Source organism: Streptomyces nigra, from assembly GCF_003074055.1.
GTDB classification, from domain to species: Bacteria; Actinomycetota; Actinomycetes; order Streptomycetales; family Streptomycetaceae; genus Streptomyces; species Streptomyces nigra.
The window spans coordinates 7,462,410-7,487,543 of sequence record NZ_CP029043.1; the positions used below are offsets into that span (position 1 = coordinate 7,462,410).

Sequence of the window (25,134 nt, forward strand, 5' to 3'; positions counted from 1 at the left end):
CCCCGAAGAGAGACGAGATCACGAGCAGGAGAAGGAGGCGATGGGAATGACTACGCCCGTCCGGCACCAACGGGGTGCGGCCATGCAGGCCAGGCCAGTTGGCTGGGCCCGCAATCCGCTGACGGAGTTCGACCAACTGCTCAGCGAGATGAGCGGACTGATCGAATCCACGATGGGAGCCGCGGCGCCCGCAGTCGCGTGGACACCCCTGGCGGACGTCACGGAGTCCGACGACGGTTTCCGCATCGAGATCGAACTCCCCGGTGTCAAGAGCAAGGACATCGACATCGAAGCGAACGGCCAGGAGCTGGTGGTCACCGGAGAGATCAAGGAGAAGGAACGCAAAGGTGTCCTGCGACGGAGCACCCGCCGCACCGGATCCTTCGAATACCGGCTGCGGCTGCCCGGAGAGGTCGACACGGACAAGATCAACGCGCAGATGTCGGACGGGGTGCTCTCCATCACCGTCCCCAAGGCCGAGGTGGCGAAGCCCCGGCACGTCGAGATCCGCGAGGCGAGTGAAGGCACCGGGAACGACGGCTGACGCGCGGGCCGCGGTTTCGGACACCCGTCCGGCACCGCGGTCGGGCCGGCGAGTCACGGCGTCGGGGGTGAGTCATGAGGGACGTCCCCTCATGGCGGTGGAGACCGCTTCACCGCGGTGGAGACCCGTTGCCGGCCCCCTTGCGGCGCCTCAGGCGCCAGGTGCGCAGCAGCCGGCGGGGGAGCAGGCCCAGCGGCGCCCGCCGGCCCATGTCCGCCGAGTCCTCGCGGTCGAATGCCTGCGCGTCACGCTCGGCGTCCTGGGGCGTCGGATACCGCTTGCTCCCCTGGGCACCGCACCCACGGGCGCAGCGCCAGCGCATCGTGTCCCCGGACTGACCCGTGACGCACCCGGAACGAAAGGCCCACGCATATGGTTGATACAGGCTTCTCCTCGTTCGACACCATGGTGGACAAGGCCAATCGGCTCCTCAAGGACGTCGAAGAGGCCTTCGGATGGCCCAGGGAACGGCGCAAGCAGTCCTACGCGGCGCTGCGGGCGGTGCTGCACCCGCTCCGGGACCGTCTCCCCGTCGAGACGGCCGTACAGTTCGGCGCCCAGATGCCGACCCTCATCAGGGGCATCTACTACGACGGTTGGAAACCGGCCGACTCGCCGGTGAAGATGAGCAATGAGGAGTTCTTCGCACGGGTCCGGAGTGAATTCCCCTATACGGTCCACGGTGGCACCGACCAGCTCGTGCGCACCGTCCTGAAAACCCTGGCGCTGCACGTGAGCGCCGGCGAATGGGAACATCTGAAATCCCGGGTGCCGAACTCGTTCGCCGCGCTCCTGCCGTGACGTGGTCACGGATCAGGGGGCTGCCACTCGAACAGCAGAATGGTGGCGTCGTCGCTGAGCCTGTTCTGCCGGTGATCGAGGATGGAATGGATGAGCAGACGCAGCACTTCCGGGGCGTTCTGCCCCGCCGCGGTGGACCGGATGATGTAGTCGGTGAAGCGCTCCAGCCCGAACTCCTCGCCCGCCTCGTTGCGTGACTCGACGACGCCGTCCGAGTACAGCAGGATGCGGTCCCCGGGTTCGAGGCGGACCTCGTGCACCTGACGGGCGGTCCCGGCGAGACGCGCCGGCAGCCCCAGAGGAGGCTCAGAGGGCCTGTCCAACGCCGCGTGGAGCAGACGGTGGCGACGGATGAGCAAGGGAGGCGGATGCCCGCAGTTGCACCACCGCAGCACACCAGTGGGAATGTGCAACTGTGTGAAGACCCCCGTGCAGAACTGATCCGGCAGCCACTTCGCCAGCGCATCGTCCACCTTGCCCACGAGTTCGGCGAGGCCCGCCCCACTACGGCGGGCATTACGGCAGCCCGCCATGGCGACCGACGTCGCGAGTCCGGACGCCAGATCGTGCCCCATGCCGTCCAGGACCGTGGTGTGCAGAAGGTCCTCGGTGAATACGTGGTCGAAAGCGTCGCCACCCAGTTCGTACGCGGGCTCCAGAGCCGCCGTCGAGACAACGCGCCCGGTGCCGATCGACCGGGGCGGCAGAAAGGCCCTCACCATCTCCGTGGGCAGATGCATCGGCCTGGTACGCATGCGCTGCGCGATGGTGTCACTGTAGGTGCGCTTGGACGTGATGATCAGCGCGAGGAGCAACGCCGTCGTTCGGCAGCGCCGCAGCCTCAGCCCGTCCAGGGTGCCCACGGTGAATTCCACGACGCCCAGCCGCTCCGCTCCGTCGGCCAGGGGCAGCCATACGTCCAGCTCGCCGGACGGGGTTTCCTCCACGCGCAGAGAGTTGGTGCGGTAGGTCCACCCTGCCAGCGACGTGTCGAGGTCCATGTCCGGCTCGGCCTCGACAAAGGGCACCAGCAGTCTTTGCTGGATGTCGACCAGATAGATCGCCGCCGTACCCAAGCCGACGGCCTCGGTGTACCGGTTCAGGGCGACGGGCAGTTCCGCGGGCGACGCCAGCTGGGCCGCCCGGACGAGTTCCTCCAGCAGCAGCTCCCCCGACCCGACGGACGGGTTCCTGTCCATGCATCCGATGATCCCCGCGGGACCGAGCCGCCACAATCCGAGCGCTCGGGCAACTGGGTGTAGCGCTGCGGCACGGGCCCTGCACATCGCACAGCCTGCCGCCCCTGCCGTAACCGCGACCGCGCCCCTACAGAAGCAGGTCGAAGACGGCTCGGGCTTCGTCCCAGTGCTGCGTCTGGGGGTTCTTCAGGTCGGGGTGGAGGATCTTGAAGCTCTGGGCCAGGGCGAGGCTGAGTCCGCCGATGATCTCGGGATAGGCCGCCTCGGTGTCCTCGTCGGGTGCGCGGTCGAGAGCGGGGTGGGTGGCGAGCTGTTCAAGGATGGGCTTGATTTCCAGTTCCTCGTCGATCGTCCGGAAGCGATGAATGCTCTCCTGCAGGCCCTTTGTGATCGGCAGGTCGCAGGTCCTGATGATGTCGCGCCCGTTGGCCTTGGCCGTGGCCTGGGCGACGGTCAGCAGGTCGTAGAGCTTGGTGTCGACGAAGTCGCTGTAACGCTTGAGATCGTTCTTGTCGACGTCCAGCCCTGCGGCCGTACGGAAGAACTTCTCGAACCTGGCGATGGACATCACGGTCATGACGGCAACCTCCGCCTCCGGGCGCCGGGCGGCTCCCGGCCCCCTGTCTCCCAGCCAGCGTGGCCGATGGAGCGCGCGAAGGCTTGCGCCTGCCGGGCCCAACGAGCGACCCGCGATTGCCCTGCCAGGACCATGAGCCCGACTGCCCGGGCGCCGGGGCCGGTGAACGGGGGGTCTTCCATGCGGGGGGTGGGCCTTCACGAGCTGCCCCGCCCTAGGGTCTTTCGTTTGGATCATGCCGGGCTCGCGGGGTCTGGCACCGCACCTCGCCGCGTTGTCGTCGGTTGCCATGGCGCCCTCCTCCGCCTTGCGATGCGCGGCACCGGACCCCACTCCCTGATCCGGCCTGATCCAAACGAAAGACCCTAGTGGGGCACGCTCGCCGGACGAGCGCGCCTACCTGGTCCGGCCGGCCCGGCCGAGCCGGACGGCCAACCGCAGGGGAGGACCGGAGAAGCTGCGGCCCGCGGTCCAGGCACTCGTCGACTTCCGCCAGCGGACAGGCCGCGATCGTCGTCGGCCGCGTGCCGATGTCCTGGGCGGCAGCCGGCTCGGGTTCGCCTTGTCGGGGCTCCCGACGCCGGACCCCGCCTCGGACGAGCCCCGTCCGAACACTGCCCGCATCACCTTCCTCGACATGTCGGCCCGGGACCTCTTCCCGAGCTGAGCGTGCACAGCGCCGATGCTGGACGAAGAAGTGGTGCGCCTGACCGACGCCCCCGGTACGCGCATCATCTTCAGCGGCGCCGACGAAGGCACCGAGTCCGCCGAGCGGCTGCGACTGCCGGCCACACTCACGTGAGAACGGGCGCCGTCCGAGCTCGGCGTTGCGCCGCCGGTCATCGCCGCGCAACGCCCAACGACGACGCAGGGGCAGAAGCCCCCGCCGGGGCAGACCGTCGTTCCACCACAGCGTCGGCTGTGGACCCGGGCTCAGGCGGCTGACCAGGCCGACGGGCTCCGCCGAAGAGCCGTCACGGCGACACGGCTGGTACGGCCACATCGAGGCCGCGGGCGGCGACGAGCCGGGCGCTGCCGTCGGCCAGGCGGTACGAAAGACCCACCACACCGAGACGGCCCTCAGCCACTCGATCGGCCAGGACTCGGGAGCGTTCCAGCAGCAGGTCCACCGTGTTCTCGATGTGCTCGGCCAGGATCTCGTCGGCGCTTTCGCGTCCGGCCGCCCGGGCCGAGAGCACGCTGGGGGTCACCCGCTCGACGACGTCACGAACGAAGCCGCCGGGCGTCCGCCCGTCCTCCAGGGCCGAGCAGGCCGCGGCGACGGCGCCGCACGAGTCGTGGCCGAGGACGACGACCAGCGGTGCGTCGAGTACGGCAGCCCCGAACTCGATCGATCCGAGCACCTCGGTTCCGGCGACATGGCCGGCGGTACGGACCACGAACAGGTCGCCGAGGCCACGGTCGAAGATGATCTCGGCCGCGAGGCGGGAGTCCGAGCAACCGAACAGCACGGCGAACGGACTCTGCGACGGTGCGGTCTCGGCACGGCGGAGTGCGTCCTGGTTGGGGTGCTCCGGCGTGCCGGCGACGAAGCGCTGGTTGCCCTCCATGAGGAGTTCGAAGGCGGCATGGGGGTCCGGGGTCTGGATCTTCTCAGGCATACCCGCAGCCTACGAAGCCGATGGGGCGGCTGCACAGCCTGGCTGCGTCGACCGCTTCTCCGCAGGAGTCCGCGGGCTCGCCGCAGCAGCCTCCCGCAGCCGTTCTTCGCCGGCGTCGCCAGGGAAGGGGTGGCGCAGGGCGCGCGGTCGAGCCACCCGCCCACGACTGAAGCCGGTCGTGGGAGCCGCTCCACGACCCGCTGCCCGAGCTGGCGGCAAACGCCGCCCCTGGAAGTGAACGAGACCTGTCGGGTCAGGCTCAGCCACCCTCTGGGGCAACGGTGTGATCCATTGCCTTCTGGACGGCGGGGATCAGGTCTGCGGTCCGTTCGAATTGGCCGCGCCGCCGGCGCCCGACCCCGGTGTGGTGTCGCCGACGCGTTCGGCCTGCTCTTTTGGCGCCGCCCCTCGCTCGCAGTGATGCGCGACCCTCCGACACGCTCGCCGTAATGGTGACCCGGGCGACCGCGCCGGCCGGTTGCCTGCGACCACAGGCGGCATGAATCGCCGGCCTCAGAGCCCCGGCATCACGGGGGCGCCGGGCCATCAGCAACTACAGTGCTGTAGAAGTCTCTTCTGGATCTTGCTCGCGCGACGAGCAGTCGTGCTCTCGGCAGCGGCGACCCGTCGCACACACGGAGGAGAAGAAGCAGCAGAATGCCGCAGCACCAAGATCAAGAGGCCGAGGCCGAGGCCAATGCCCCGTCCGGACGGCGACGAGTCGCCCTGTACTGCCGCGGTGTCACCGAGGCACGCTGGTTCGCGCTCACCGTCTTCGCCGTGATCCTCGGCAACGCCGTCCTGCTGGGGCTGGAGACGTACTCCGGTCTCGCCCAGGAGTGGCACAGCTGGTTACGGTTGGCCGAGCACGTCTGCCTGGCCGCCTTCACCGTCGAGATCGTGCTGCGCATGGCCGCGTACGCGGACAGGCCCCGCGCCTTTTGGAAGGACCCCTGGAACGTCTTCGACCTCGCGGTCGTCCTGTGTGCCTTCGCACCCGTCGTCCGTGAGAACACCACCGTGCTGCGGCTGCTCAGGCTGGCCAGGGTCCTGCGGACTGCCCGCTTCCTGCCCCAGGTGCGCATCGTGCTCGTCGCCGTGGGCCGCAGTCTCCCCGGCACCTTGAGCTTCCTGCTCGTCGGCGCCCTGCTGCTGTACGTGTACGCGATGGTCGGCTGGGTCTTCTTCGGCCGCCACGACCCCGAGCACTACGGCTCCATCGGTCGCGCAGTGCTCACCCTTTTCCTGCTGATGACCCTGGACGGGATCGGGGACGCCGTGCGCGCAGGCCTGGAGATCTCCCGCTGGAGCCTCCTCTACTACGCCTCCTATGTTTTGCTCGCGTCGTTCGTCCTGGTCAACGTCCTCATCGGTGTCGTTCTCACCTCTCTCGAGGAGGCCAAAGGCATGGACGAGGAGCGCGAGCAGCCACGAGCACGACGTCGGACACCGCGACCCCAGGACGAACAACTCCTGCTCCACCGCATCGAGGTGGCCCACCGCGCACTGGACGATCTCGAGCGGGACATCGCCCGGTCCACCGACTCCGCGCCGCTTCGAGTCGGCCACAGGGAACGCGACGTGCCCAGCCTGGACGGGCGGACGTGATGTCGATGCGGTGGTGATCTGCCGACCGTTGCCGGGCCGCCGCCGCGAAGGGGGTGCGAAGGCGAGCTCCTTGCCGCGCCGGCTTGCCGCGACGAGAGCGGCGAAGGGCGAATGCCTGACGCGGGCGGGTCCCTCGCCGTCGCGGCCCATCGAGGGCCGGTCGATCGACGCCGACCCGCGCCGTCCGCCACTGAGAATCGGCGACCGGGGTTCGATGAGCAGGTGCCCGGCTGTGTTCCCTGAGTTCAGCAAGGCCAGGAAGGCGGCGTCCCACAGCAGGTTGGCCGAGGAATCGGCGAGCCGCTCGGCGGACCTCGGGGAGCCCGTATCAAGCGGAGCCGGCCCGGCGGGCTTAGAGCTCCGAACAGAAGTGGAGCCCGGCTCACGACGCCTGGCCCGCACGCTCGCCGCGTTGCCGAAATCCCCTGGTAGCCCCGCTACCAGGGGCTTCAGGCGCCTTGCGATCGCACGCACCGGACGCCGCGAGATGATCGGGCTCCACTTCTGTTCGGAGCTCTTGGCGCGGGCCTGGGGAAGGGGAGTCGGGACGGTTTCGAGATGCGCGAGAGCGGCTCCCCTCGGGCGATGGCGCGCCCGGCGGTCTCTTGCTTCCGCGTGCCTGACCTATTGACGTATCGCGTGACGGACCGAAGAATTCGAGCCATTGTCTGACAACGTTGTCTGCTCGAGAGGTGCCGCACGTGCTGCCGAGATCCCCGATGGACCGCCGCCGCTTCATCCAACTCCTCGGCGCCACAAGTGCGCTGGCCTCCCTGCCTCTCGCCATCGGCAGCGGCACGGCTCTGGCCCACGGACGACAGCGGAGCCACACGGCATCCGACCCGGTGGCGGACATCTATCACCGGGTCCTGCTGAACCACACCCGTTGGACCGAATCCCAGTGGGACGCGGCTCGTGGCTACTACACGGACAAGGACTTCGGCTTCGCCGTCGTGCTCGGCCATGCGGTTCTGCTCACCCGCGGCAGCTACGACGAGGTCCGAGCGGGGACGGAGAAGCAGGTCCTCAAGGCTCGGACGATTGCGACCATCAAGCACTTCGCCGCGTCCAACAGACTGGCGGGCGGCACCCAATGGGGCCGGACACTGTTCTTCGACACCACGTTCCAGCTGTACTTCGTTCTCGCCGCGAGGCTGCTGTGGGACGACCTCGACGAGACCACTCGCTCCCGTGTCGACACCATCGCCCGAGAACAGGCCGCCTACACCACGGCGTTGGGCACGGGAAACGACCCGGCTTCGGGCAGCTGGACCCCTCGGGGCCTGCTCGGCGGCCACGAAGGAGACACCAAGCTCGAGGAGATGGGTGTCTACGCGCAGTCCCTGGCCCCGGGGCTGGCCTGGGCCGCGGACGACCCACGGCACGGTGACTGGGCCACAGCCTTCGGCGCGTGGTCGCGCAACGAGGCCGGACTGCCCCAGGCGGATCTGGCGAACCCGGCGCTCGTAGACGGGGTTTCCGTCTCCGACAACACCGCCCGCAACCTGTACGACACCTTCATCGTCGAGAACCACGGCTCGTTCGGACCCCACTACCAGGAGGAACTGTGGCGCACATCGGGCCGTAATGCCGCCCACTTCATCGCCGCGAGCCGGCCGCTGCCCCAGGTACTCACCAACCAGCCGAACGCCGACCAGCTGTGGAGCACCCTCCTCGGCGTGATGAGCGATGCCGGTGAGCCGCTGATGCCCATGGTCGACGACCGGGAGCACCTCTACGGCCGTGACGTCATCCCGCTCGCCTTCCTCGCCCAGGTGGTGGGGAACAGGGCCGCCGCCCGGGCGGAAGTCGCCTTGGCGGAGCGACTGGAGGCGTACCAGAGCTACCCGCCGGAATTCCGGATCGCGAAGTTCTCGGGCGAACCGAAGTACGAGCCGGAGGCCCGGGCGGAAGTCGCCATCAGCTACCTCCTGCACCTGTGGGCGAACGAACAGGGCCGTACGGTCCGCCCCCTCTCGGCGGACGAGCTGTTCGAACACGCTGCGGGTGTCACCGACTTCGGCCCCGGACCCGGCCTGGTGTCGCACCAGACGCCCACGGCATGGGCAGGTGCCGTGACCAAGCCCGGATTCGTGAAGTTCGCCTGGCAACCCGGCCACGACGACTGGCTCTTCAAGCTCAGCGGGTCCACGCCGATGTTCCTGCCGACGACCTCCCTCAAGGCGACGCGGCGCCAGGTGCGGACCTACCGCAGGATCCGGGACGGATTCGACGGCAGCGCCACGATGCTCCAGGTGGGGTCCGGGTACGCCGGATTCACCACGCTGCCCACCGGTGGCGTCGTGTACGCGACGTCAGGCGTCGCCGCGGGGGAGGGACGTCTGGAGATCCACAATCTGACCATGCCGGGCGTGCCCGGCCTGACCGGGGCGCGGACCTACCGCTTCGCCGAGGGAAGCGCCACCGTGGCCTCGGCAGACTCCCGGCCGGCCACATCGGCCGCGCGTGTCGACGAGGTGACGTTCGCGCGCACCGAGGTGCGGCATCTGCGCATGCTCGGTGTGCGGCCCGACCCCACCTACGGATACTCGCTCTTCGCGTTCGAAGCGCGCGACGGAGCGGACGGCGCCGATCTGGCCCGGACCGGTACGGCCACCGCCTCCTCCTACGACACCGGCAAGGAGCCGGCGCTGGCGGTGGACGGCAGCCCGACGACCCGGTGGGCGGTGTCACGGGGCGACCGCCCCCGCGCGGACAGCTGGCTGGCTGTCGATCTCGGGGCTCCGCACGCGGTGGACCGGGTCACCCTGCGCTGGGAGGCCGCCGCAGGGCGTGCCTATACGCTGCAGGGGTCGGCGGACGGACTTCAGTGGGAGGACCTTGCCTCCTGGCCGGTGCCCGACGTCACCAGCCGGGGCGGATGGCTGGACGTCGACGGCCGCGCGGGCCTGGTGGTGCGAGGGGCCGCCTCCGGGCTGACGGTCCACCAGGACGAGATCATTCTGGCCGACGGGCCGGCCGCGCCTCTCCTCGTCGAGGGACTCCCCGGCGCCTCGCCGCGTACCCTGCGCGAGCGCTCCACGGCGCCCACGCCACGAACGGACTCCGAAGCCGTCCGCGCCGCCCTCACCGACGAGCACCTCAGCCTGTTCAACCTGTCGGACGAGCCCGTCACCACGCGCGTCGACGTACCGCAGACCGGGAGCCCGAGGCTGCTGTTCGAGGGACACCAGACCCTCACCGAGGGCGGTACCGCCTACGACGCCGAACTCGACGCGGGCGAAGCCCGGCTGCTGCCACCACGGCTTACCGTGCGCCCGCTCGACAGCCGCCCTCTGCCTGTGGGTCTGCGGGCGCGTGTGGTCGACGGCGCGACGGTCGAACTGACGGGGCCCGCCTGCCGCGTGCAGGTGACCGCCCAAGGGCGCAGTGAGGTGGCGGTGGTCCGCGCGGGCCGCACCACGACGGTCACGGTGAAGCGGGCCACCGCCTACCCTCTGCGCGATCTGGCACTGGGGTGCACGGTGTTCCCGACCAGCCCATTGCCGCCAGGCATGTCGGACCCGTCCGCCGCCGTCGACGGCGATCCGGCGACGGCGTGGACCCCCGGCCCGAACGGCCGCCTGGTCGTCGACCTGGGCGCCCGGCACCGTGTCCGCGACATCCGCACGGAATGGACCAGCGGCCACGTGCCCGGACTACGCGCCGAGTTCAGCGGTGACGGCCTCACCTACACCCCGGCCGGTCAGCTCACGGGCCGCGGACGCGACCGGCACCTCAGCACGGACATCACCGCCCGCTACGTGGCCCTGGCGACCGACGCGGGACACGAGGGCGGGGCCCGCCTGAAGCATCTGTCCCTGCAGTGACGTGCCAGGGGCGCTCCAGGCCGACCGTTCACCCACGGCGCCGTGGCCCTGCATTTCCCCGACCCCCTGCTGCCGGCCGGGAGGGCCGGAGACGCCGACGGTCACGAGGGGGACACAATGCCCATGGTCGGGCCCATGGCCGGCCCGACCACAACCCTCACCGCGGGCTCGCGGGGCTGCGGACATCCGCGTCATCTGCCGGCGTTCGGTCGGCGGATGACGTGAACGCCCGGCCGCCGCGCCCTTCCTGCCGCACCCCGGTGAGCGCGGTCCGCGGGTGCGCGACAGGACACCAACAGGCCCCGAGGGGGCTGCCTGCGCGTCGGTACACCTCGCTCTGCGTAACCGGACAACCGAGGCCATGGGGCGGTACTGCGCACCGGCAGCACTCGACGCGACTGCGCGCACGTCTCTGTCCGGTGCGCAGTCACGAACCGCGCGGCTGGCCCGCCGGACACCTCGGTCGGCAGATGATGACGGACCTGAGCCGAGCACGGTAGGTGTCATCAAGGCCCTCCGTCGGCCTGCGGTTTCGACGGGACGAAGCAGCTCTGGTCGTCACCGGTGAGGCAAGCGGTTCGTCACACGCCCTGACTCGGCGGCATTCCTGGGCCCCCCGACATGAGGGTGCGTGGCAGGTCGACAGTTCATTGGATCAGGTCGGTGTGTGGATGGTCGGGGGAGGTCGGGCACACGTAGATCTGCATGTTGTCCGTGCTGCCTACTTCCACCCTTGTCGGCTGCGAGGGGTACCGGACCAGGCCGCGAGAGCCAGCGAGCGCGGTGGCCTGCTCTTCCTGCGGCGCCCAACTGCGACCCTCACCACCGTTCCACTCCCGGGAAGCAATCGTCAGCAGCGGGACCATCTGGACTCCGCAGGTAGCACAGTGACGGGGGATGGGATCGGTGCGGCCCCAAGGTGGCCAACCACCGACCTTCCAGCCGGGTGCGTTGCCCAGATGAAGGGAGTAGAACTCGCGCGGATAGGGCGCGTAGGAGCTGTCCAGGCCGGCACCGGCCGTCTGCCACCTGTTCCAGTCCTCCAGCATCCGCTGCAGCTCCGGGCTCAGATCCAGGCTGTTGGGGTACTCGGTGATCGCCTCTGGCGCCAGCACGCAGGGCTCTGGCACATAACCCGGATAGTCCGCCTCGTACGGTTCCGGCGGTGTGCTGTGGATGTCGCCGACCTCCGCGGCCGACCGCCAGAACACCGCAGTCGCCGGCTTGCAGTCCGGTTCGTGTTCGTACGGGCACCATAGAACCTGAAGCAGATCGGCCTGCCCGGGCGGCCGCAGCAGGGGTATGTCACGCAGGAACAGCTGGGCTACGGGCAACAGCGGGACCGGGCATTCGGCGGGCCAGGGAGGGCCGGCGTCGAGCCACGCGGCAGCGCGTTCCTCGAGCGCTTCCTCCTCGGGCGTGTACGCCGGAGGCCGGTCATCAGGGCGCCACCAGGACTGCAGCCGTCTTTGGCGCCGCACCTCGGTCAGCGACTCACGAAATCCAGTGTCCACGTGCAGATGCACGTCTTCGCAGTGCGGCCACGGCTCCCCTGCCGGCCACAGCAACGGGCCGCCGACCGAGCTGTCCCTGACCGAAGGCGACCCCGGACGTGGGTGCAATCGGATGGCAGGTCGGGCCAACGGGGCCAGTTCCGGGAAGACCGCGGTCACCTGGACGGGCCGCGGCGGAGTAGTACGTACGAAAGCCATGCCGGTGATCCTGTCACCAGCCACCGACAGTCCGCTGCGGCCTCAACCCGCATCACCGCTCAACCAGCCACAACGCCCACCGACCCGGCCACGGTGACGACAAGCCTGCCTGCGTGACGACTGTCGTGCCTCAGCTCACAGACCTCCGTAGATCATTTACGGGACAGCCCCTACTGCTGTGACCGGGCAGGTTCGCGAGCCGGTGATCTCTTCGGCCCGCACCTCGCGGCGGTTCCGGTTCCTTGCGGTTCTTCGTGGACCGGGCGGACGACAGGATCAGGAGCGCCAGCCGCCTCCCCGACACAGGCGTGCCGGGCCGGACGGTGCCGCGGCTGCGACCTCCGTCCGGCCCGGGGTCTCAGGTGTGGCTCACGAGCCGTGGGTGCTCGTACTCGCAGGCGTCGTCGATGCCGTGGGTGTCCCAGGCGGGGAAGGGACTGTCCGGCGGCAGCTTCTCACCGTCGTCCGTCAGGCATTCGGTGAGCGCCGAGTGGAGCGCTTCGGCGTCCAGGTGGGTGCCGATGAAGACCAGTTCCTGGGCCTCGGTGCCACCGGAGTCCTGGGCGGGGGAGGGCTCGAAGCGTGCGACGGAGCCGGCCTGGGACCACAGGCCCGTCACGAGCGGGCGGTCGGCCAGGGTGAAGAAGCCCTTGGACCGCAGGATCTCCCCGTACCGTCCGCTGTCCATCCCCTCGGTGACGAACTCCCACAACCGCACGGGGTGGAAGGCCCGTTCCGAGCGGAAGACGGTGGAGGAGATGCGGTACTCCTCCGTCTCGGGGACATGGTCGCCGTTGAGCTCCATGAGCCAGCCATGTGCTTGCTGAGCCCGTTCCAGGTCGAACAGACCGGTGCCCAGGACTTCCCTGCCGTCCACGTGCCCGTGCACGGCCGACACGATGCGGGCCGCCGGGCTGAGGCGGGTGAGGGTCGCCCGCAGCCGGTCGGCGGCGGACGCGTCGACCAGGTCCAGCTTGTTGAGGACGATGACGTCCGCGAACTCGATCTGGTCCATCAGCAGGTCGCTGACGGTGCGTTCGTCGTTCTCGTACTGGTCCAGGCCGCGTGCGACCAGGTCGTCGCCACCGGCCAGTTCGGGGAGGAAGTTGGCCGCGTCGACGACCGTGACCATCGTGTCCAGGCGGGCGAGGTCGCCCAGCGTGGCGCCGTCGTCACGGGCGAACGCGAAGGTCGCCGCGACCGGCATGGGCTCGGAGATGCCGCTGGACTCGATGAGCAGGTAGTCGAACCGGCCCTCGCGGGCCAGTCGGTCCACCTCGACCAGGAGGTCGTCACGGAGGGTGCAGCAGATGCACCCGTTGGTCATCTCGACCAGCTTCTCCTCCGTCCGTGACAGGGCGGCCTCGCCGCCGCGCACCAGCGCCGCGTCGATATTGATCTCGCTCATGTCGTTGACGATCACCGCGACGCGGAGCCCTTCGCGGTTGGTCAGCACATGGTTGAGCAACGAGGTCTTTCCGGCGCCCAGGAAGCCCGAGAGGACCGTCACCGGCAGCCGCGTGGGCGCGGGCTCAGCCATCGGGGCGCAGCAGGCCGCGCTCGTACGCCTTGGCCAGACGCCGAGGGACCAGGTGGGCCACGCCGTCGACGGTGACGGGGACCAGTTGGGGCGTCGCCGCCTTCCATCGGGCGCGGCGGTGGCGAGTGTTGGAGCGGGACGTCTTCCGCTTGGGAACAGCCATGGGAAGTGACCTCCTCGGTGAGTGCGTGGGTGCGACCAGGACTCTACATGAAAATGGTAACCATGAGCAGAAGGGCTTCCTTGGCGCCGCGTGCGCATCCCTGGGGGCAGGTGTGCCGCCCGGGGTGGCGGGTGCCGTGGTCGGGCGTGGTGGGGTCGTGGATACGCCCGGTCGTGGCTCCGCCGAGCCGCGACCGGGCGCCTGCCTTCCGGGGTTACCCGGCGGTCACCAGGACGACTTGGTGACTCCGGGAAGGAATCCGGCGTGTGCCTGCTCACGCATCCGGACGCGGGAGAGGCCGAACTTGCGCAGGTGCCCGCGGGGTCGGCCGTCCACGCTGTCGCGGTTGCGGACCCGGGTCGCGCTGGCGTCGCGCGGCTGACGGCGCAACTCTGCGACGGCTGCGGCGCGTTCGGTGTCCGGGGTGCTGGAGCGGCGGATGATCCGCTTGAGTTCGGCGCGGCGGGCGGCGTGTCGCCCGACGATCTCCTTGCGCTTCTCGTTCTGTGCGATCTTGCTCTTCTTCGCCATCAGACCTTCCCTCCCCGGGCGCGGATGCGGGCGACCGCAGCCTCGACGCCGATGCTGTCGACGGTCTTGATCGCCTTGGCGCTCAGTGTCAGCCGGACGTGCCGGCCCTCGCTCGCCAGCCAGTAGCGCTTGCTCTGGATGTTCGGGTCGAAGCGGCGCGAGGTGCGCCGGTGCGAGTGGGAGATCTTGTTGCCGAAGCCCGGCTTGGCGCCGGTCAGTTGGCAGTGGGCGGACAAGGGGTTACCTGCCTTTTCGTAGTCGGGTCACGGGTTCTGGTTTTAGAAATGAAAACCGTTGTCATATATTACCGGCATGGCACGCAACGAACGCCGCCCCGTCATCAAGCTCCGCTCCACCGCCGGCACCGGCTTCACCTACGTCACCCGCAGGAACCGCCGCAACGAGCCGGACCGGATGGTGCTGCGCAAGTACGACCCGATCGCCCGCAAGCACGTCGACTTCCGCGAGGAACGCTGACCCGTCCGTGGCCTCCACCCGACCTCTGTGACCTCGAAGGACACCTCATGAAGCCCGCAATCCACCCCGCCTACGGCCCCGTCGTCTTCCGCGACCGGGCGGCGAACTACGCCTTTCTCACCCGCTCCACCATGACCAGCGACAAGACGATCGAGTGGGAGGACGGCAACACCTACCCGGTCGTCGACGTCGAGATCTCGAACATGAGCCACCCCTTCTACACCGGCACGGCGCGCGTCCTGGACACCGCCGGACGGGTCGAGCGGTTCGAGCGCCGTTACGGCCGGATCGGGGAGAAGTGATGGAGAGGCAGGCCCGGTTGCCCGTCGTGATCGTCGGCGGGCTGCACTCCGCGGCGCGAAAGGAAGCCGTGGATGGTCTGCTGCGCACCGTGCCCGGCAGCACCGCACTCCACCACGACCTGTCCGCCGCGGCCGACGGCACCGTGCTCCGCCTGGTGCGGGACGCCTCGGGAGAGCTGTCCCGCGGCGTCACGCCGCTCATCAACGACTGCGCCTGCTGCGCTCTGCGCGAGGATCTGGTGCCCGAGCTGGAGCGGCTCGCCGACAGCGGCCTCACCCGGCTCGCCGTCGTCGAACTGTGGGACTCCGTCGAGCCGAGGGCGATGGCCGAAGTCATCGCCGCACATGGCGCCGGCGTACTCGAACTCACCAACGTGATCACGGCCGTCGACCCGGCGCTCGTCCTGCCCTGCATCGGCAACGGCGACGACCTCGCCGAGGCGGGCCTCGCCGCAGCGGCCACCGACCAGCGCACGGTCGGCGACACCTGGGCCCGGCAGCTGGAATACGCCCCCGTCCTCGCCGTCGTCGACAGCGACCTGGCCGATGACGAGGACCGGGCACTGCTCACCCAGCTCCACCCGACTGCCCGCCGGGCGCCGGCTGGATCAGCAGAGCTCGCCCAACTGGCCTTCGCGGGCTTCGATGTCGAAGCCGCGGCCGCCGCACAGCACCCCGCCTGCGCCCTCCTCCCGCAGGACGCCGACGAGGCCGGCGTCGCCACCTTCGTCTGGCACCGCGCCCGGCCCTTCCACCCCGAACGTCTCTACCAGGCGCTCGAGGACCTGTGCTGCGCCGCCGCCCGCAGTCGCGGCCGGTTCTGGCTCGCCGACCGCCCCGACACCCTGCTCGCCTGGGACTGCGCCGGTGGCGCCCTGTGCGTGGAGAGCACCGGACCGTGGCTCGCCGCACTGCCGGACGCCGCCTGGGAGATGGTCCCGCCCGTGCGCCGGGCGGCCGCCGCGCTGGACTGGCACGACGAGCACGGCGATCGCTGCCAGCACCTGGTCTTCACCTCACCCGGCCTCGACCGGGACAACATCGAGCAGCTCCTGGACTCCTGCCTGCTCACCGACACGGAGTACGCCGCAGGCCGGGAGGTGTGGAAGCACCTGCCGCGCGCCTTCGACGCCCTTCTCGACGCCGCCTGACCGCCTCGGCACAGGCAGGCACCCGCAAAGAACCGACCCGACGTACCAAAGGAACCCTGATGGCCCGCCGTCACGACCCCCGCAAGCCGCTCAAGTCGTCTCCGAACCCCCTCGACGCGGCAGGAATCACCTACATCGACTACAAGGACACCGACCTGCTGCGGAAGTTCATCTCCGACCGCGGCAAGATCCGCAGCCGCCGCGTCACCCGTGTGACCGCCCAGCAGCAGCGGCAGATCGCCGCCGCCATCAAAAACGCACGTGAGATGGCGCTGCTGCCCTACTCCAGCAGGTGACGCCGGGTGAGCGGAGCACGGCATCGGCTCCGACGTCGACAGCGAGGAGCCCCGGGCGGTTCGCGAACGCGAGGCGGTCGCCCTGGCCGCGCAGGGTCTGTGCAACAGCGAGACCGCCGACCGCCTGGTCATCAGTCCGGCGACCGCCAAGACCCACATCACCGGGCCATGACCAAGCTCCACGCCCGCGACCGTGCTCAACTCGTGGTTTTCGCCTATGAATCCGGCCTGGTGACTCCAAGCGGCTCCTAAAGACAGAGCCGCTTCCAGGTGCCACCGAAAGGTGGGTGCCGGGACGGGCCATCAGCCGGACCAAGTGAGCCCGTAGGCACGTGCGGGACCACGAACGACTTTCCCAGCACCGCGAAGCGCGGTCTGGACATCGATCACCCTGATGACCCGCCGCCTGACCCGGCCGCTGGATGGAACGGCCCGTACCGTCACCACCTCCCCGGACTTCACGAGCTCCGCCAGAAATAGGTCCTTGCACTGTCTCCCTGAAGCGGGGGCGAACGTGGTCACGCCCGTCTTCGCGGCGGCTCCGGCCGCCGACGCACTGCCACGAGGCGTGAGAGATCGTCCGGCCCGCGCGGACCGTCCGCCCGACGGAGTGGGGAATCGCGGTCATTCCCGACACGCATGGACTGGACCGGGTCACCCGGACCGGTCGGGGCGCTGCCAGGGTGGGGCCGGACGGCTCACCGCGGCGACGGGCGCCGACGCCTCAACGCTCCTCGTACGGGTCCGTCGGCTCGGTGATCGGCCGGACGTACGTGGCCTCCAGGACCGGGGGCCAGGCAGCCGCCGAGCCGAGCCGGCCTCTGGGGAACCAGGTGCCGGTCACCGTCACCCACGTGTCGGTCTCCGGTGCCCGCACGCCACGGACCTCCGCCATGACCGCCGTCGCGTCGGCCGCGCAGCACGCGACCCGCAGCCGGGTCACGTACCAGGTGCCGTCGTCGTCACGGGTGACGAAACCGGTGAGCCGCACCGTGCGGTCCCGCAGCGAGAAGCCGCTGTCGTACGCGGCCCGGGAACCGAACTCGGCCAGGCTCAGCTCCACCGGGTCACGGGCAGGCAGTGCGGGGAAGGTGCCGACGAACTTCTCGGCACGCCCGGCTTCTTCCCGTGCCGCACTGTAAGAACCCAGCGCAGGAGGGGGGAAGCAGAGCAGGGCGACGGCGGGCAGGGCGAGCAGCCAGGCGACACGAGGAGCGCCGGCATGGGCGTGTGCGTGCTCAAGCTGACCGCGCCCGTCGGCCTTGTCGGCGCCCTCCCGTGCCGCTCGGGCCGTCAGCGCGCCTCGCACCAGACCGAGAAGCGCCAGCAGCGCACCGGAGGCGATCAGGTACGGCCGCAGTCCGGCCTGTACGTAACGGAGGTAGAGCTCGCTGAAGAGCGAGACGCGCAGCACCGCGGCGCCGACGAGCAGCAACAGTGCGGCGGAACCGTACTTCCTCACAGCAGCCACCACCCCACCAGGACACTGCCGGCCACCGCTGTCACCCAGGTGACGGACGAGAACCGGAGGGCGAAGCCCCGCCCGAACGTGCCCGTCTGGAGGGCGAAGAGCTTCAGATCGACCATCGGCCCGACCACCATGAACGCCAACTGGGCCACCGGCCCGAATCCGCTCAGCGACGCAGCCACGAAGGCGTCCGCCTCGCTGCACACGCACAGCACCACCGCGAGCAGCGCCAGGAGCAGCACCGACACCCAGGCGGATGCCGTGAAGAGGTCGAGCAGCGACCGCGGCACGGCGATGTTGAAAGCGGCCGCCGCGGCCGCCCCGACCACCAGAAAGCCCCCGGCGTGCAGGAAGTCGTGCTGCGGCCCGGATGCGAAGGCGCCCGCGCGTGAGCTCGCGGCCTCCGTGGAGGGCCTCGTCGGCAGCCTCAGCCACTCCGGGCGGCCGAAGCGTGCCCACAGCCAGCCCATGGTCACGGCGGTGGCGAGCGAGGCGGCGAACCGGGCCACCACCATCATCGGTTCACCGGGGAAGGCGAGGGACGTGGCGACGAGCACCACGGGGTTGACTGCGGGCGCGGACAACAGGAAGGCGAGGGCGGCCGCCGGGGCCACCCCGCGCCGCATGAGACTGCCGGCCACCGGCACGGACGCGCACTCGCACCCGGGCAGCACCACTCCGGCCGCACCCGCCACGGGAACCGAGAGAGCGGGACTGCGCGGCAGCAACCGCGCGAAGACCCGTTCGGGAACCAGCGTGCCGACGGCCGCGGAGACCAGCGCACCGAGCAGGAGGAACGGCACCCCCTGCACGACGACGGCTGTGAACACCGTCCACCAGGCCGCGACGGGGGGCGTGTAGAGCTCGAGGGCGAGTGTCGGGCCGAGCACGCCGGCGACCGTGACGATGGTGAGCAGCGCGAACCCGCCGAGCAGAACGTTCACCGCCGCCCGCAGGGCCAGGCGTACGGCGTCGGCCGGCCCGCCCCGCTTTCCGGCGTACTTCTGATCGCTCACGTCACTCGCTTCACCGTTCGGCAACTACCGCGCGGTGGTTGCCCGCCCAGCCTAGTGAGGGCACGCCGGCCGCCCCGCGTCCGGTCCTGGACTTCACGCCGGCTGCCAGACCCGGGTCAGTGCCTGAGGGGTGAGCACCTGCTCGGGCGGGCCGTGTCCGACCAGCCGTCCGTCGCCGAGGAGCAGGCAGGCGTCGGCCGAGCGGGCCGCCTCGAGATCGTGCGTGGCCTGGACGACGGTCGTGCCGTCGGCCACCAGGTCGGTCAGCAAGGCCGTGATCCGCTCCCGTGCCTCGGGGTCGAGCCCGGTGGTCGGCTCGTCGAGGAGCAGCAGGTCGGACTGCTGGGCGAGGCCCTGAGCGATCAGGACGCGTTGGCGCTGGCCGCCCGACAACTCGCCGAGCTGGCGGGCGCCGAGGTCGGCGACGCCCAGTCGTTCCATGGCGGAGTCGACCGCGGCCCGGTCCTGTCGGGTCGGCCGTCGCAACGGTCCACGCTCGGCCCAGCGGCCCATTTCCACGGTCTTCCGCGCGGTGAGGGGGAGTGTGTCACCGACGGCGCCGCGCTGCGGGACGAAAGCCGGTGGAGAGCCCTCCGCGTACCGGAGCTGTCCGGACGTGGCAGTGATCACGCCGGCCAGGACGCCCAGCAATGTGGACTTGCCGCTTCCGTTCGGCCCCACGAGTGCGGTCATCGTCAAAGCCGTTATACCGGCGCTCAGTTGGTGAAGAACGGGGCGGCCGGGATAGCCGGCGTTCAGCTCGTGGAACCGGACACGCTCGTTCCTGGCTGTGTCGTCCGGCGGTGACAGCGGGTTGTTTTTGAACATGGTTGTCATTGTAGGGTCTTCGTATGGAGTGGTTGACGGCCCCTTTCGAGGTGGCCTTTGTGCAGCGTGCCCTGTGGGCCGGGATCCTGGTGTCGGCGATATGTGCCCTGGCAGGTACGTGGGTGGTGCTGAGGGGGATGGCCTTCCTCGGTGATGCCATGTCCCACGGGCTGCTGCCCGGCGTCGCGGTCGCCGCGCTGTTCGGCGGCAACCTCATGGTGGGGGCGGTGGTGAGCGCGGCCGTCATGACGTCGGGCGTCACGGCGCTCGGACGCACTTCGAGACTGTCGCAGGACACCGGTATCGGCCTGCTGTTCGTGGGCATGCTGTCGCTCGGCGTCATCATCGTGTCCCGCTCGCAGTCGTTCGCCGTGGACCTCACCGGCTTCCTCTTCGGTGACGTCCTCGCCGTGCGGGAGCGCGACCTGACGCTCCTCGGGGCGGCCCTGCTGCTGGCGCTGGCCGTCTCGGTGGTCGGCCACCGCGCCTTTCTGGCCCTGGCGTTCGATGAGCGCAAGGCCCGCACGCTCGGACTGCGCCCCCGGCTCGCCCACGCCGTGCTGCTGGGACTGCTGGCGCTGGCCATCGTCGCCTCGTTCCACATCGTGGGGACGCTCCTCGTCCTGGGCCTGCTCATCGCCCCGCCCGCGGCGGCCCTGCCCTGGGCGCGCAGCGTGAGCGGCGTCATGGTCCTGGCCGCGGTCCTCGGCGCCGCCGCGGTCCTCGGCGGCCTGCTCCTGTCCTGGCACCTGAGCACCGCGGCCGGCGCGACCGTCTCGGCCCTCGCGGTCGGTCTGTTCTTCCTCTCCCACCTGGCGTCCGGACTCCGGCACCGCCGCCTTGTGCGCCGGGCCGCCCTCCCGGCTCCGGCGGTCTCCTCGGCTGCCAGCGCCCCCCTGTCCCGACCGAACGAAACCTGAGGCGATCTCCTTGTTCGTCCGAAGAAACGTCACATCGCTGGCGCCCGCGCTGGCCGCCGTGATTCTCCTGACCGCCGGATGCGGAGGTCAGGAGGAAGCCGAGTCCGGCTCCGGGAGCCGCACTTCCTCAAGCACGCCCCACGGCTACGTCGAGGGTGCCGCCGAGGCGGCCGAGCAGCAGTCCCGGCTGGTGCTCGGCGACATCGCAAGCGGCGACACCCGGGTGCTGGACCTGATCACCGGCAAGGTGCACGACACCGCCCGCATGCCCGGTGTCGCCGCACTCACCACGGACGGCCGCTTCGGCTACTTCCACGGTGCGGACGGCGCCCAAGTCCTCGACAGCGGCGCGTGGACGGTCGACCACGGCGATCACGTGCACTACTACCGGGCGGAGATCAAGGAGGTCGGCGAGTTCCCGGGCGGCACCGGTACGCGCGTCCGCAGCGGCGCGGGCGTCACCGTGGTCACGTCGGCTGACGGGAGGGCGAGCGCGTACCCCCGCGCCCAGCTGGAACAGGGCGCCCTCGGCACCCCCACCCGGCTCCCGGGCGTCTACGCCGGCGCCGTCGTTCCGTACGCGGAACACCTGATCACCCTCACCGGCGATGACGGCGGCCCGGCGAGGCTCGCCGTACTCGACCGGTCCGGCGAACGGGTCGCCACCCCGGAGGAGGAGTGCGAGGACCCGCGGGGCGACGCGGTCACCCGGCGCGGGATCGTCCTCGGATGCGCCGACGGTGCCCTGCTCGTCCACGAGGACGACGGCACGTTCACCGCCGAGAAGATCCCCTACGGCGAGGACGTGCCTCGGCAGGAGCGCGCCACCGAGTTCCGGCACCGCCCCGGCAGCAGCACCCTCACGGCACCTGCCGGCAGGGACGCCGTCTGGGTCCTGGACGTGACCAAGGGCACCTGGACCCGGGTGGAGACCGGCCCTGTGGTCGCCGCCAACACGGCCGGCGAAGGCGCGCCGCTGCTGGTCCTGGAGTCCGACGGAGCCTTGCACGGCTACGACATATCCGCCGGCAAGGAGACCACGGTCACCGATCCCCTGCTGAGGGACCTCCCCGAAACCGGGCGCGGGCCCGGATCCGTGACTCCGGTGATCGAGGTGGACCGCAGCCGCGCCTACCTCAACGACCCCGAGGGCAAACGCGTGTACGAGATCGACTACAACGACGACCTCCGCGTGGCCCGCACCTTCGACCTGGACGTCCGTCCGTCCCTGATGGTGGAGACGGGCCGATGAGCGTGCGCGTGCGTGCGGCACGGGTCCGTGCCCTGCTGCTGACCCTGGTCAGCTTCTTCGTCCTCGCCGGCACGGCGACCGGCTGCGCGGGCGGCGGCGACGAGCGGCCCCGGGTCGTAGTGACCACCAACATCCTCGGCGACATCACCCGGGAGATCGTCGGGGACGAAGCCGACGTCAGCGTCCTGATGAAGCCCGACGCCGACCCGCACTCCTTCGGCCTGTCGGCCGTGCAGGCCGCGGAGCTGGAGAACGCGGAGCTGGTCGTCTACAACGGTCTCGGCCTGGAGGAGAACGTACTGCGGCACGTGGAAGCGGCCCGCGATTCCGGTGTGGCCGCCTTCGCGGCGGGCGAGGCGGCCGACCCGCTCACCTTCCACACCGGGCAGGAGGGCGGCCCCGAGGAGGAGGCCGGCGAACCCGACCCCCACTTCTGGACCGACCCCGACCGGGTGCGCAAGGCCGCCGGTCTGATCGCCGACCAGGTCGCCGAACACGTCGACGGGGTGGACGAGAAGGCCGTCCGGGCCAACGCGGCACGTTACGACGGGCAACTCGCCGACCTCACCGCCTGGATGGAGAAGTCCTTCGAAGCCGTCCCCGAGGACCGGCGCGCTCTGGTGACCAACCACCACGTCTTCGGCTACCTCGCCGACCGTTTCGGCTTCCGTGTGGTCGGCGCGGTCATCCCCAGTGGCACCACCCTGGCCTCACCCAGCTCCTCCGACCTGCGTTCCCTCATCCAGGCCATGGAGGAGGCCGGGGTGCGCACCGTCTTCGCCGACTCCTCCCAGCCCATCCGGCTCGCCGAGGTGCTGCGCCAGGAGATGGGCGGTGACGTGGACGTGGTCTCGCTGTACTCCGAGTCGCTGACCGAGAAGGGCAAGGGCGCCGGTACCTACCTGGAAATGATGCGCGCCAACACCTCGGCCATGGCCGACGGCCTCACCGGCGACTGAACGCGCTTCCACGCGGCCCGGCGAACCGAACACGCCGGCCGTTCCACCCCACAACCCCGTGCCCTGAGGGCCGGAGAGGACAGACAGCATGAACAGGTCGACACGCGCCGGAACGCTCACCGGCACGGCACTCGCCCTGGCGGCGGCCATGACGCTGACCGCCTGCGGCGGCAGCGAAGACGCCTCCTCCGAAGCCGAGCCGAAGAAGCAGACGAAGAGCAGCGAGGCCGCTGCCGTCAAGAACCCGGTCGTCGCGTCCTACGACGGGGGACTGTACGTCCTCGACGGCGAGACCCTGGAGCTGGCGAGGACCGTCGAGCTGCCCGGCTTCAACCGGGTCAACCCGGCGGGCGACGAGGACCACGTCATCGTCTCCACCGACAGCGGCTTCCGCGTGTTCGACGCGGCCCGACAGGCCTTCACGGACGCCGAGTTCAAGGGCGCGAAGCCAGGGCATGTGGTGCGGCACGGCGGCAGGACGGTGCTGTTCACCGACGGCACGGGTGAGGTCAACGTGTTCGACCCCGCCGACCTCGCCGGCGGGAAGCAGCCGGAGGGCCGCACCTACACCTCCGCGGAGGCCCACCACGGTGTCGCCATCGAACTGACGGGCGGCGAACTCGTCACGACGCTGGGCACTGAGGAGACGCGCACCGGCGCCCTCGTCCTCGACAAGAACAACAAGGAGATCGCCCGCGCCGAGAACTGCCCCGGCGTGCACGGCGAGGCCGCCGCCCAGGGCGACGTCGTCGGCCTCGGTTGCGAGGACGGCGTACTCCTCTACAAGGACGGTAAGTTCACCAAGGTCGACGCCCCCGACGACTACGCCCGCACCGGCAACCAGGCCGGCACCGGCGCCTCCCCGATTCTTCTGGGCGACTACAAGACCGACCCCGACGCGGAACTGGAACGGCCCACCCGCATCTCGCTGATCGACACCCGCACTGCGAAGATGAAGCTGGTCGACCTCGGCACCAGCTACTCCTTCCGCTCCCTCGCCCGGGGCCCGCACGGTGAGGCACTCGTGCTCGGCACCAACGGCGTCCTGCACGTCATCGACCCGGAGACCGGCAAGGTCGAAAAGAAGATCGACGCCGTTGGCAACTGGACCGAGCCCCTGGACTGGCAGCAGCCCAGGCCCACCCTCTTCGTCCGCGACCACACGGCGTACGTCTCCGAACCGGGCATGCGCCAACTGCACGCCTTCGACCTGGACTCCGGCGACAAGCTGACGTCCGTGACGCTGCCGAAGGCCACCAACGAGTTGTCCGGGACGGTGGACGGTCACTGACCGGACCGGTCGCCGCCCCCCCACGACGTGCTGCCGGCCATGCCCGCGCGCCTCAATCCCGCACCAGCGGCACCCACTCGGTGCAACGGTGGATCCAGTACCGGTAGAACGCGATGACGACATGGCCCGGCGGCCCGGACGCCTCTTGCGCACTGGGCCGCACGGGCCGCCTCGTCGATCTGCCGCTCGTTCCGGCACGCACCCCCGGTCGGGGCGCCGAGGCTGTCGCCCTGTCCGTGTGCCCGGCATCCTCGGGATTTCGGACGCTCGGCCGCGGCGACCGGCCTGACCACTGAAAAAAAGATGCGCGGCACTGTCGATCCTCGCACGTCCTGTTCGACGTCGTGATGTGCGGCGACTGGCCGCACGAGGACCCGACGGAAGGTGATGAGGCAACCCATGGACCAACTACTGAGAGTCATGAACTTCAACGTCTCGAGTGACGGCATCGGCGCCGGCGAGGGCCAGACTCTTGAACGGCCCTTCGGTCACGTCCGCCCCGACCAGCTGTTCGCCTGGGCCGGAGCCACGGCGAGCTGGCCCATGCGCACGGATCCCGGAGGGAGCCGGGGCCTCGACGACTACTTCACGCGCGACTTCGCGCGCAACATCGGTGCCGAGATCATGGGGCGCAACAAGTTCGGGCCCCAGCGGGGGCCCTGGCAGGACCATGACTGGACCGGCTGGTGGGGCGAGGAGCCTCCGTTCCGCACACCGGTCTTCGTCCTGACCCACCACACGCGTCCGTCGTTCACGCTCTCCGACACCACGTTCCACTTCGTCGACGGCAGCCCGGCCGAGGTCCTCGAACGCGCACGAGAAGCCGCTCAGGGCCAGGACGTCCGACTCGGTGGTGGGGTCACCACCATCCGGCAGTTCCTCGACGCCGACCTCGTCGACACCCTGCACGTCGCGGTCTCGCCGGTGAAGCTCGGATCCGGGCTACGGCTCTGGCAGTCCCCTGACGAATTGCTCGACCGGTTTCACCTTGAGGTCGTGCCCAGCCCCAGTGGTGTGACCCACCACCTGTTCTGGCGGAGGTGAGGC

General features: G+C 70.1%; 25 protein-coding genes and 1 pseudogene. 14 read left to right on the forward strand and 12 right to left on the reverse strand.

Annotated elements, in window-relative coordinates; genetic code table 11:
- Positions 1-46: 46 nt before the first annotated feature.
- Positions 47-544 (forward strand): Hsp20/alpha crystallin family protein, encoded by a 498-nt coding sequence (locus tag DC008_RS34380; RefSeq protein WP_108710372.1) that lies wholly within the window; start codon positions 47-49, stop codon positions 542-544.
- 109 nt (positions 545-653) lie between these two features.
- Here the strand turns inward: DC008_RS34380 and DC008_RS34385 are convergent, their stop codons facing one another.
- Positions 654-866, reverse strand: a complete 213-nt coding sequence (locus tag DC008_RS34385) for a hypothetical protein (protein WP_108710373.1) — start codon at positions 864-866, stop codon at positions 654-656.
- Positions 867-949: 83 nt separating this feature from the next.
- Here DC008_RS34385 and DC008_RS34390 point away from each other — a divergent pair, with 83 nt between their 5' ends.
- Positions 950-1,345, forward strand: a complete 396-nt coding sequence (locus tag DC008_RS34390; protein ID WP_244221464.1) for a DUF2267 domain-containing protein — start codon at positions 950-952, stop codon at positions 1,343-1,345.
- 5 nt (positions 1,346-1,350) lie between these two features.
- Here the strand turns inward: DC008_RS34390 and DC008_RS34395 are convergent, their stop codons facing one another.
- From DC008_RS34395 to DC008_RS34405, 3 genes are all read right to left on the reverse strand, one after another.
- Complete coding sequence (locus DC008_RS34395; RefSeq protein WP_108710375.1) at positions 1,351-2,544, reverse strand: PP2C family protein-serine/threonine phosphatase; 1,194 nt, start codon at positions 2,542-2,544, stop codon at positions 1,351-1,353.
- A 127-nt stretch (positions 2,545-2,671) separates the two neighbouring features.
- Positions 2,672-3,121 (reverse strand): DUF1931 family protein, encoded by a 450-nt coding sequence (locus DC008_RS34400; protein WP_108710376.1) that lies wholly within the window; start codon positions 3,119-3,121, stop codon positions 2,672-2,674.
- Between the two features lie 974 nt (positions 3,122-4,095).
- Positions 4,096-4,743 (reverse strand): carbonic anhydrase, encoded by a 648-nt coding sequence (locus DC008_RS34405; RefSeq protein WP_108710377.1) that lies wholly within the window; start codon positions 4,741-4,743, stop codon positions 4,096-4,098.
- Positions 4,744-5,400: 657 nt separating this feature from the next.
- On the opposite strand from DC008_RS34405, the gene DC008_RS34410 reads away from it, so the two are divergent.
- Together DC008_RS34410 and DC008_RS34415 are read left to right on the forward strand one after the other, a co-directional pair.
- On the forward strand, positions 5,401-6,351 hold the full coding sequence (locus DC008_RS34410; RefSeq protein WP_108710378.1) for an ion transporter: 951 nt from the start codon (positions 5,401-5,403) through the stop codon (positions 6,349-6,351).
- Between the two features lie 719 nt (positions 6,352-7,070).
- A complete protein-coding gene (locus tag DC008_RS34415) occupies positions 7,071-10,181 on the forward strand; it encodes a discoidin domain-containing protein (protein ID WP_208646142.1) in 3,111 nt (1,036 codons plus the stop codon).
- A 647-nt stretch (positions 10,182-10,828) separates the two neighbouring features.
- On the opposite strand, the gene DC008_RS34420 is transcribed toward DC008_RS34415, so the two are convergent.
- The 5 genes from DC008_RS34420 to rpmB all read right to left on the reverse strand — a co-directional run bounded on the left by DC008_RS34420 (position 10,829) and on the right by rpmB (position 14,363).
- A complete protein-coding gene (locus tag DC008_RS34420) occupies positions 10,829-11,893 on the reverse strand; it encodes a hypothetical protein (RefSeq protein ID WP_108710380.1) in 1,065 nt (354 codons plus the stop codon).
- Between the two features lie 358 nt (positions 11,894-12,251).
- Positions 12,252-13,433, reverse strand: a complete 1,182-nt coding sequence (locus DC008_RS34425) for a GTP-binding protein (RefSeq protein ID WP_108710381.1) — start codon at positions 13,431-13,433, stop codon at positions 12,252-12,254.
- Complete coding sequence (gene rpmF, locus DC008_RS34430) at positions 13,426-13,596, reverse strand: 50S ribosomal protein L32 (RefSeq protein ID WP_055620446.1); 171 nt, start codon at positions 13,594-13,596, stop codon at positions 13,426-13,428. The genes DC008_RS34425 and rpmF overlap by 8 nt, the downstream gene beginning before the upstream one ends.
- A 225-nt stretch (positions 13,597-13,821) precedes the next feature.
- Positions 13,822-14,127 (reverse strand): 30S ribosomal protein S14, encoded by a 306-nt coding sequence (gene rpsN / locus DC008_RS34435; RefSeq protein ID WP_108710382.1) that lies wholly within the window; start codon positions 14,125-14,127, stop codon positions 13,822-13,824.
- A complete protein-coding gene (gene rpmB / locus DC008_RS34440; RefSeq protein ID WP_108710383.1) occupies positions 14,127-14,363 on the reverse strand; it encodes a 50S ribosomal protein L28 in 237 nt (78 codons plus the stop codon). Before rpmB ends, rpsN begins: the two co-directional genes overlap by 1 nt.
- A gap of 76 nt (positions 14,364-14,439) precedes the next feature.
- Here rpmB and rpmG point away from each other — a divergent pair, with 76 nt between their 5' ends.
- From rpmG to DC008_RS34465, 5 genes and pseudogenes are all read left to right on the forward strand, one after another.
- Complete coding sequence (gene rpmG / locus DC008_RS34445) at positions 14,440-14,604, forward strand: 50S ribosomal protein L33 (RefSeq protein WP_108710384.1); 165 nt, start codon at positions 14,440-14,442, stop codon at positions 14,602-14,604.
- A gap of 47 nt (positions 14,605-14,651) precedes the next feature.
- A complete protein-coding gene (locus tag DC008_RS34450; protein ID WP_108710385.1) occupies positions 14,652-14,906 on the forward strand; it encodes a type B 50S ribosomal protein L31 in 255 nt (84 codons plus the stop codon).
- The gene (locus tag DC008_RS34455; RefSeq protein ID WP_108710386.1) at positions 14,906-16,057 is read left to right on the forward strand and encodes a CobW family GTP-binding protein; all 1,152 of its coding nucleotides are present in this window, start codon (positions 14,906-14,908) and stop codon (positions 16,055-16,057) included. The genes DC008_RS34450 and DC008_RS34455 overlap by 1 nt, the downstream gene beginning before the upstream one ends.
- Before the next feature lie 59 nt (positions 16,058-16,116).
- Complete coding sequence (rpsR, locus tag DC008_RS34460) at positions 16,117-16,353, forward strand: 30S ribosomal protein S18 (protein ID WP_108710387.1); 237 nt, start codon at positions 16,117-16,119, stop codon at positions 16,351-16,353.
- Between the two features lie 28 nt (positions 16,354-16,381).
- Positions 16,382-16,605, forward strand: a pseudogene (locus DC008_RS34465) (response regulator transcription factor); the annotation flags it as partial.
- Positions 16,606-17,077: 472 nt separating this feature from the next.
- Here the strand turns inward: DC008_RS34465 and DC008_RS34470 are convergent.
- From DC008_RS34470 to aztA, 3 genes are all read right to left on the reverse strand, one after another.
- Positions 17,078-17,815, reverse strand: a complete 738-nt coding sequence (locus tag DC008_RS34470) for a TIGR03943 family putative permease subunit (protein ID WP_108710388.1) — start codon at positions 17,813-17,815, stop codon at positions 17,078-17,080.
- A complete protein-coding gene (locus DC008_RS34475; RefSeq protein WP_108710389.1) occupies positions 17,812-18,837 on the reverse strand; it encodes a permease in 1,026 nt (341 codons plus the stop codon). The genes DC008_RS34470 and DC008_RS34475 overlap by 4 nt, the downstream gene beginning before the upstream one ends.
- A gap of 93 nt (positions 18,838-18,930) precedes the next feature.
- Entirely contained in the window at positions 18,931-19,674 is a 744-nt protein-coding gene (gene aztA, locus DC008_RS34480) for a zinc ABC transporter ATP-binding protein AztA (protein ID WP_374207372.1), read from the reverse strand.
- Between the two features lie 14 nt (positions 19,675-19,688).
- Between aztA and aztB the strand changes: the two genes are divergently transcribed.
- From aztB to DC008_RS34505, 5 genes are all read left to right on the forward strand, one after another.
- Positions 19,689-20,585, forward strand: a complete 897-nt coding sequence (aztB, locus tag DC008_RS34485; protein WP_108710391.1) for a zinc ABC transporter permease AztB — start codon at positions 19,689-19,691, stop codon at positions 20,583-20,585.
- Positions 20,586-20,595: 10 nt separating this feature from the next.
- Positions 20,596-21,837: a hypothetical protein gene (locus DC008_RS34490; protein ID WP_108710392.1), complete on the forward strand. Its 1,242-nt coding sequence runs from the start codon at positions 20,596-20,598 to the stop codon at positions 21,835-21,837.
- Positions 21,834-22,796, forward strand: a complete 963-nt coding sequence (aztC, locus tag DC008_RS34495; RefSeq protein ID WP_108710393.1) for a zinc ABC transporter substrate-binding protein AztC — start codon at positions 21,834-21,836, stop codon at positions 22,794-22,796. The genes DC008_RS34490 and aztC overlap by 4 nt, the downstream gene beginning before the upstream one ends.
- Before the next feature lie 88 nt (positions 22,797-22,884).
- Positions 22,885-24,087 carry a zinc metallochaperone AztD gene (gene aztD, locus DC008_RS34500; protein ID WP_108710394.1) on the forward strand — a complete coding sequence of 401 codons (1,203 nt, stop codon included), beginning with the start codon at positions 22,885-22,887 and terminating at the stop codon, positions 24,085-24,087.
- Positions 24,088-24,486: 399 nt separating this feature from the next.
- Positions 24,487-25,131: a dihydrofolate reductase family protein gene (locus DC008_RS34505; protein WP_055620456.1), complete on the forward strand. Its 645-nt coding sequence runs from the start codon at positions 24,487-24,489 to the stop codon at positions 25,129-25,131.
- Positions 25,132-25,134 lie beyond the last annotated feature (3 nt).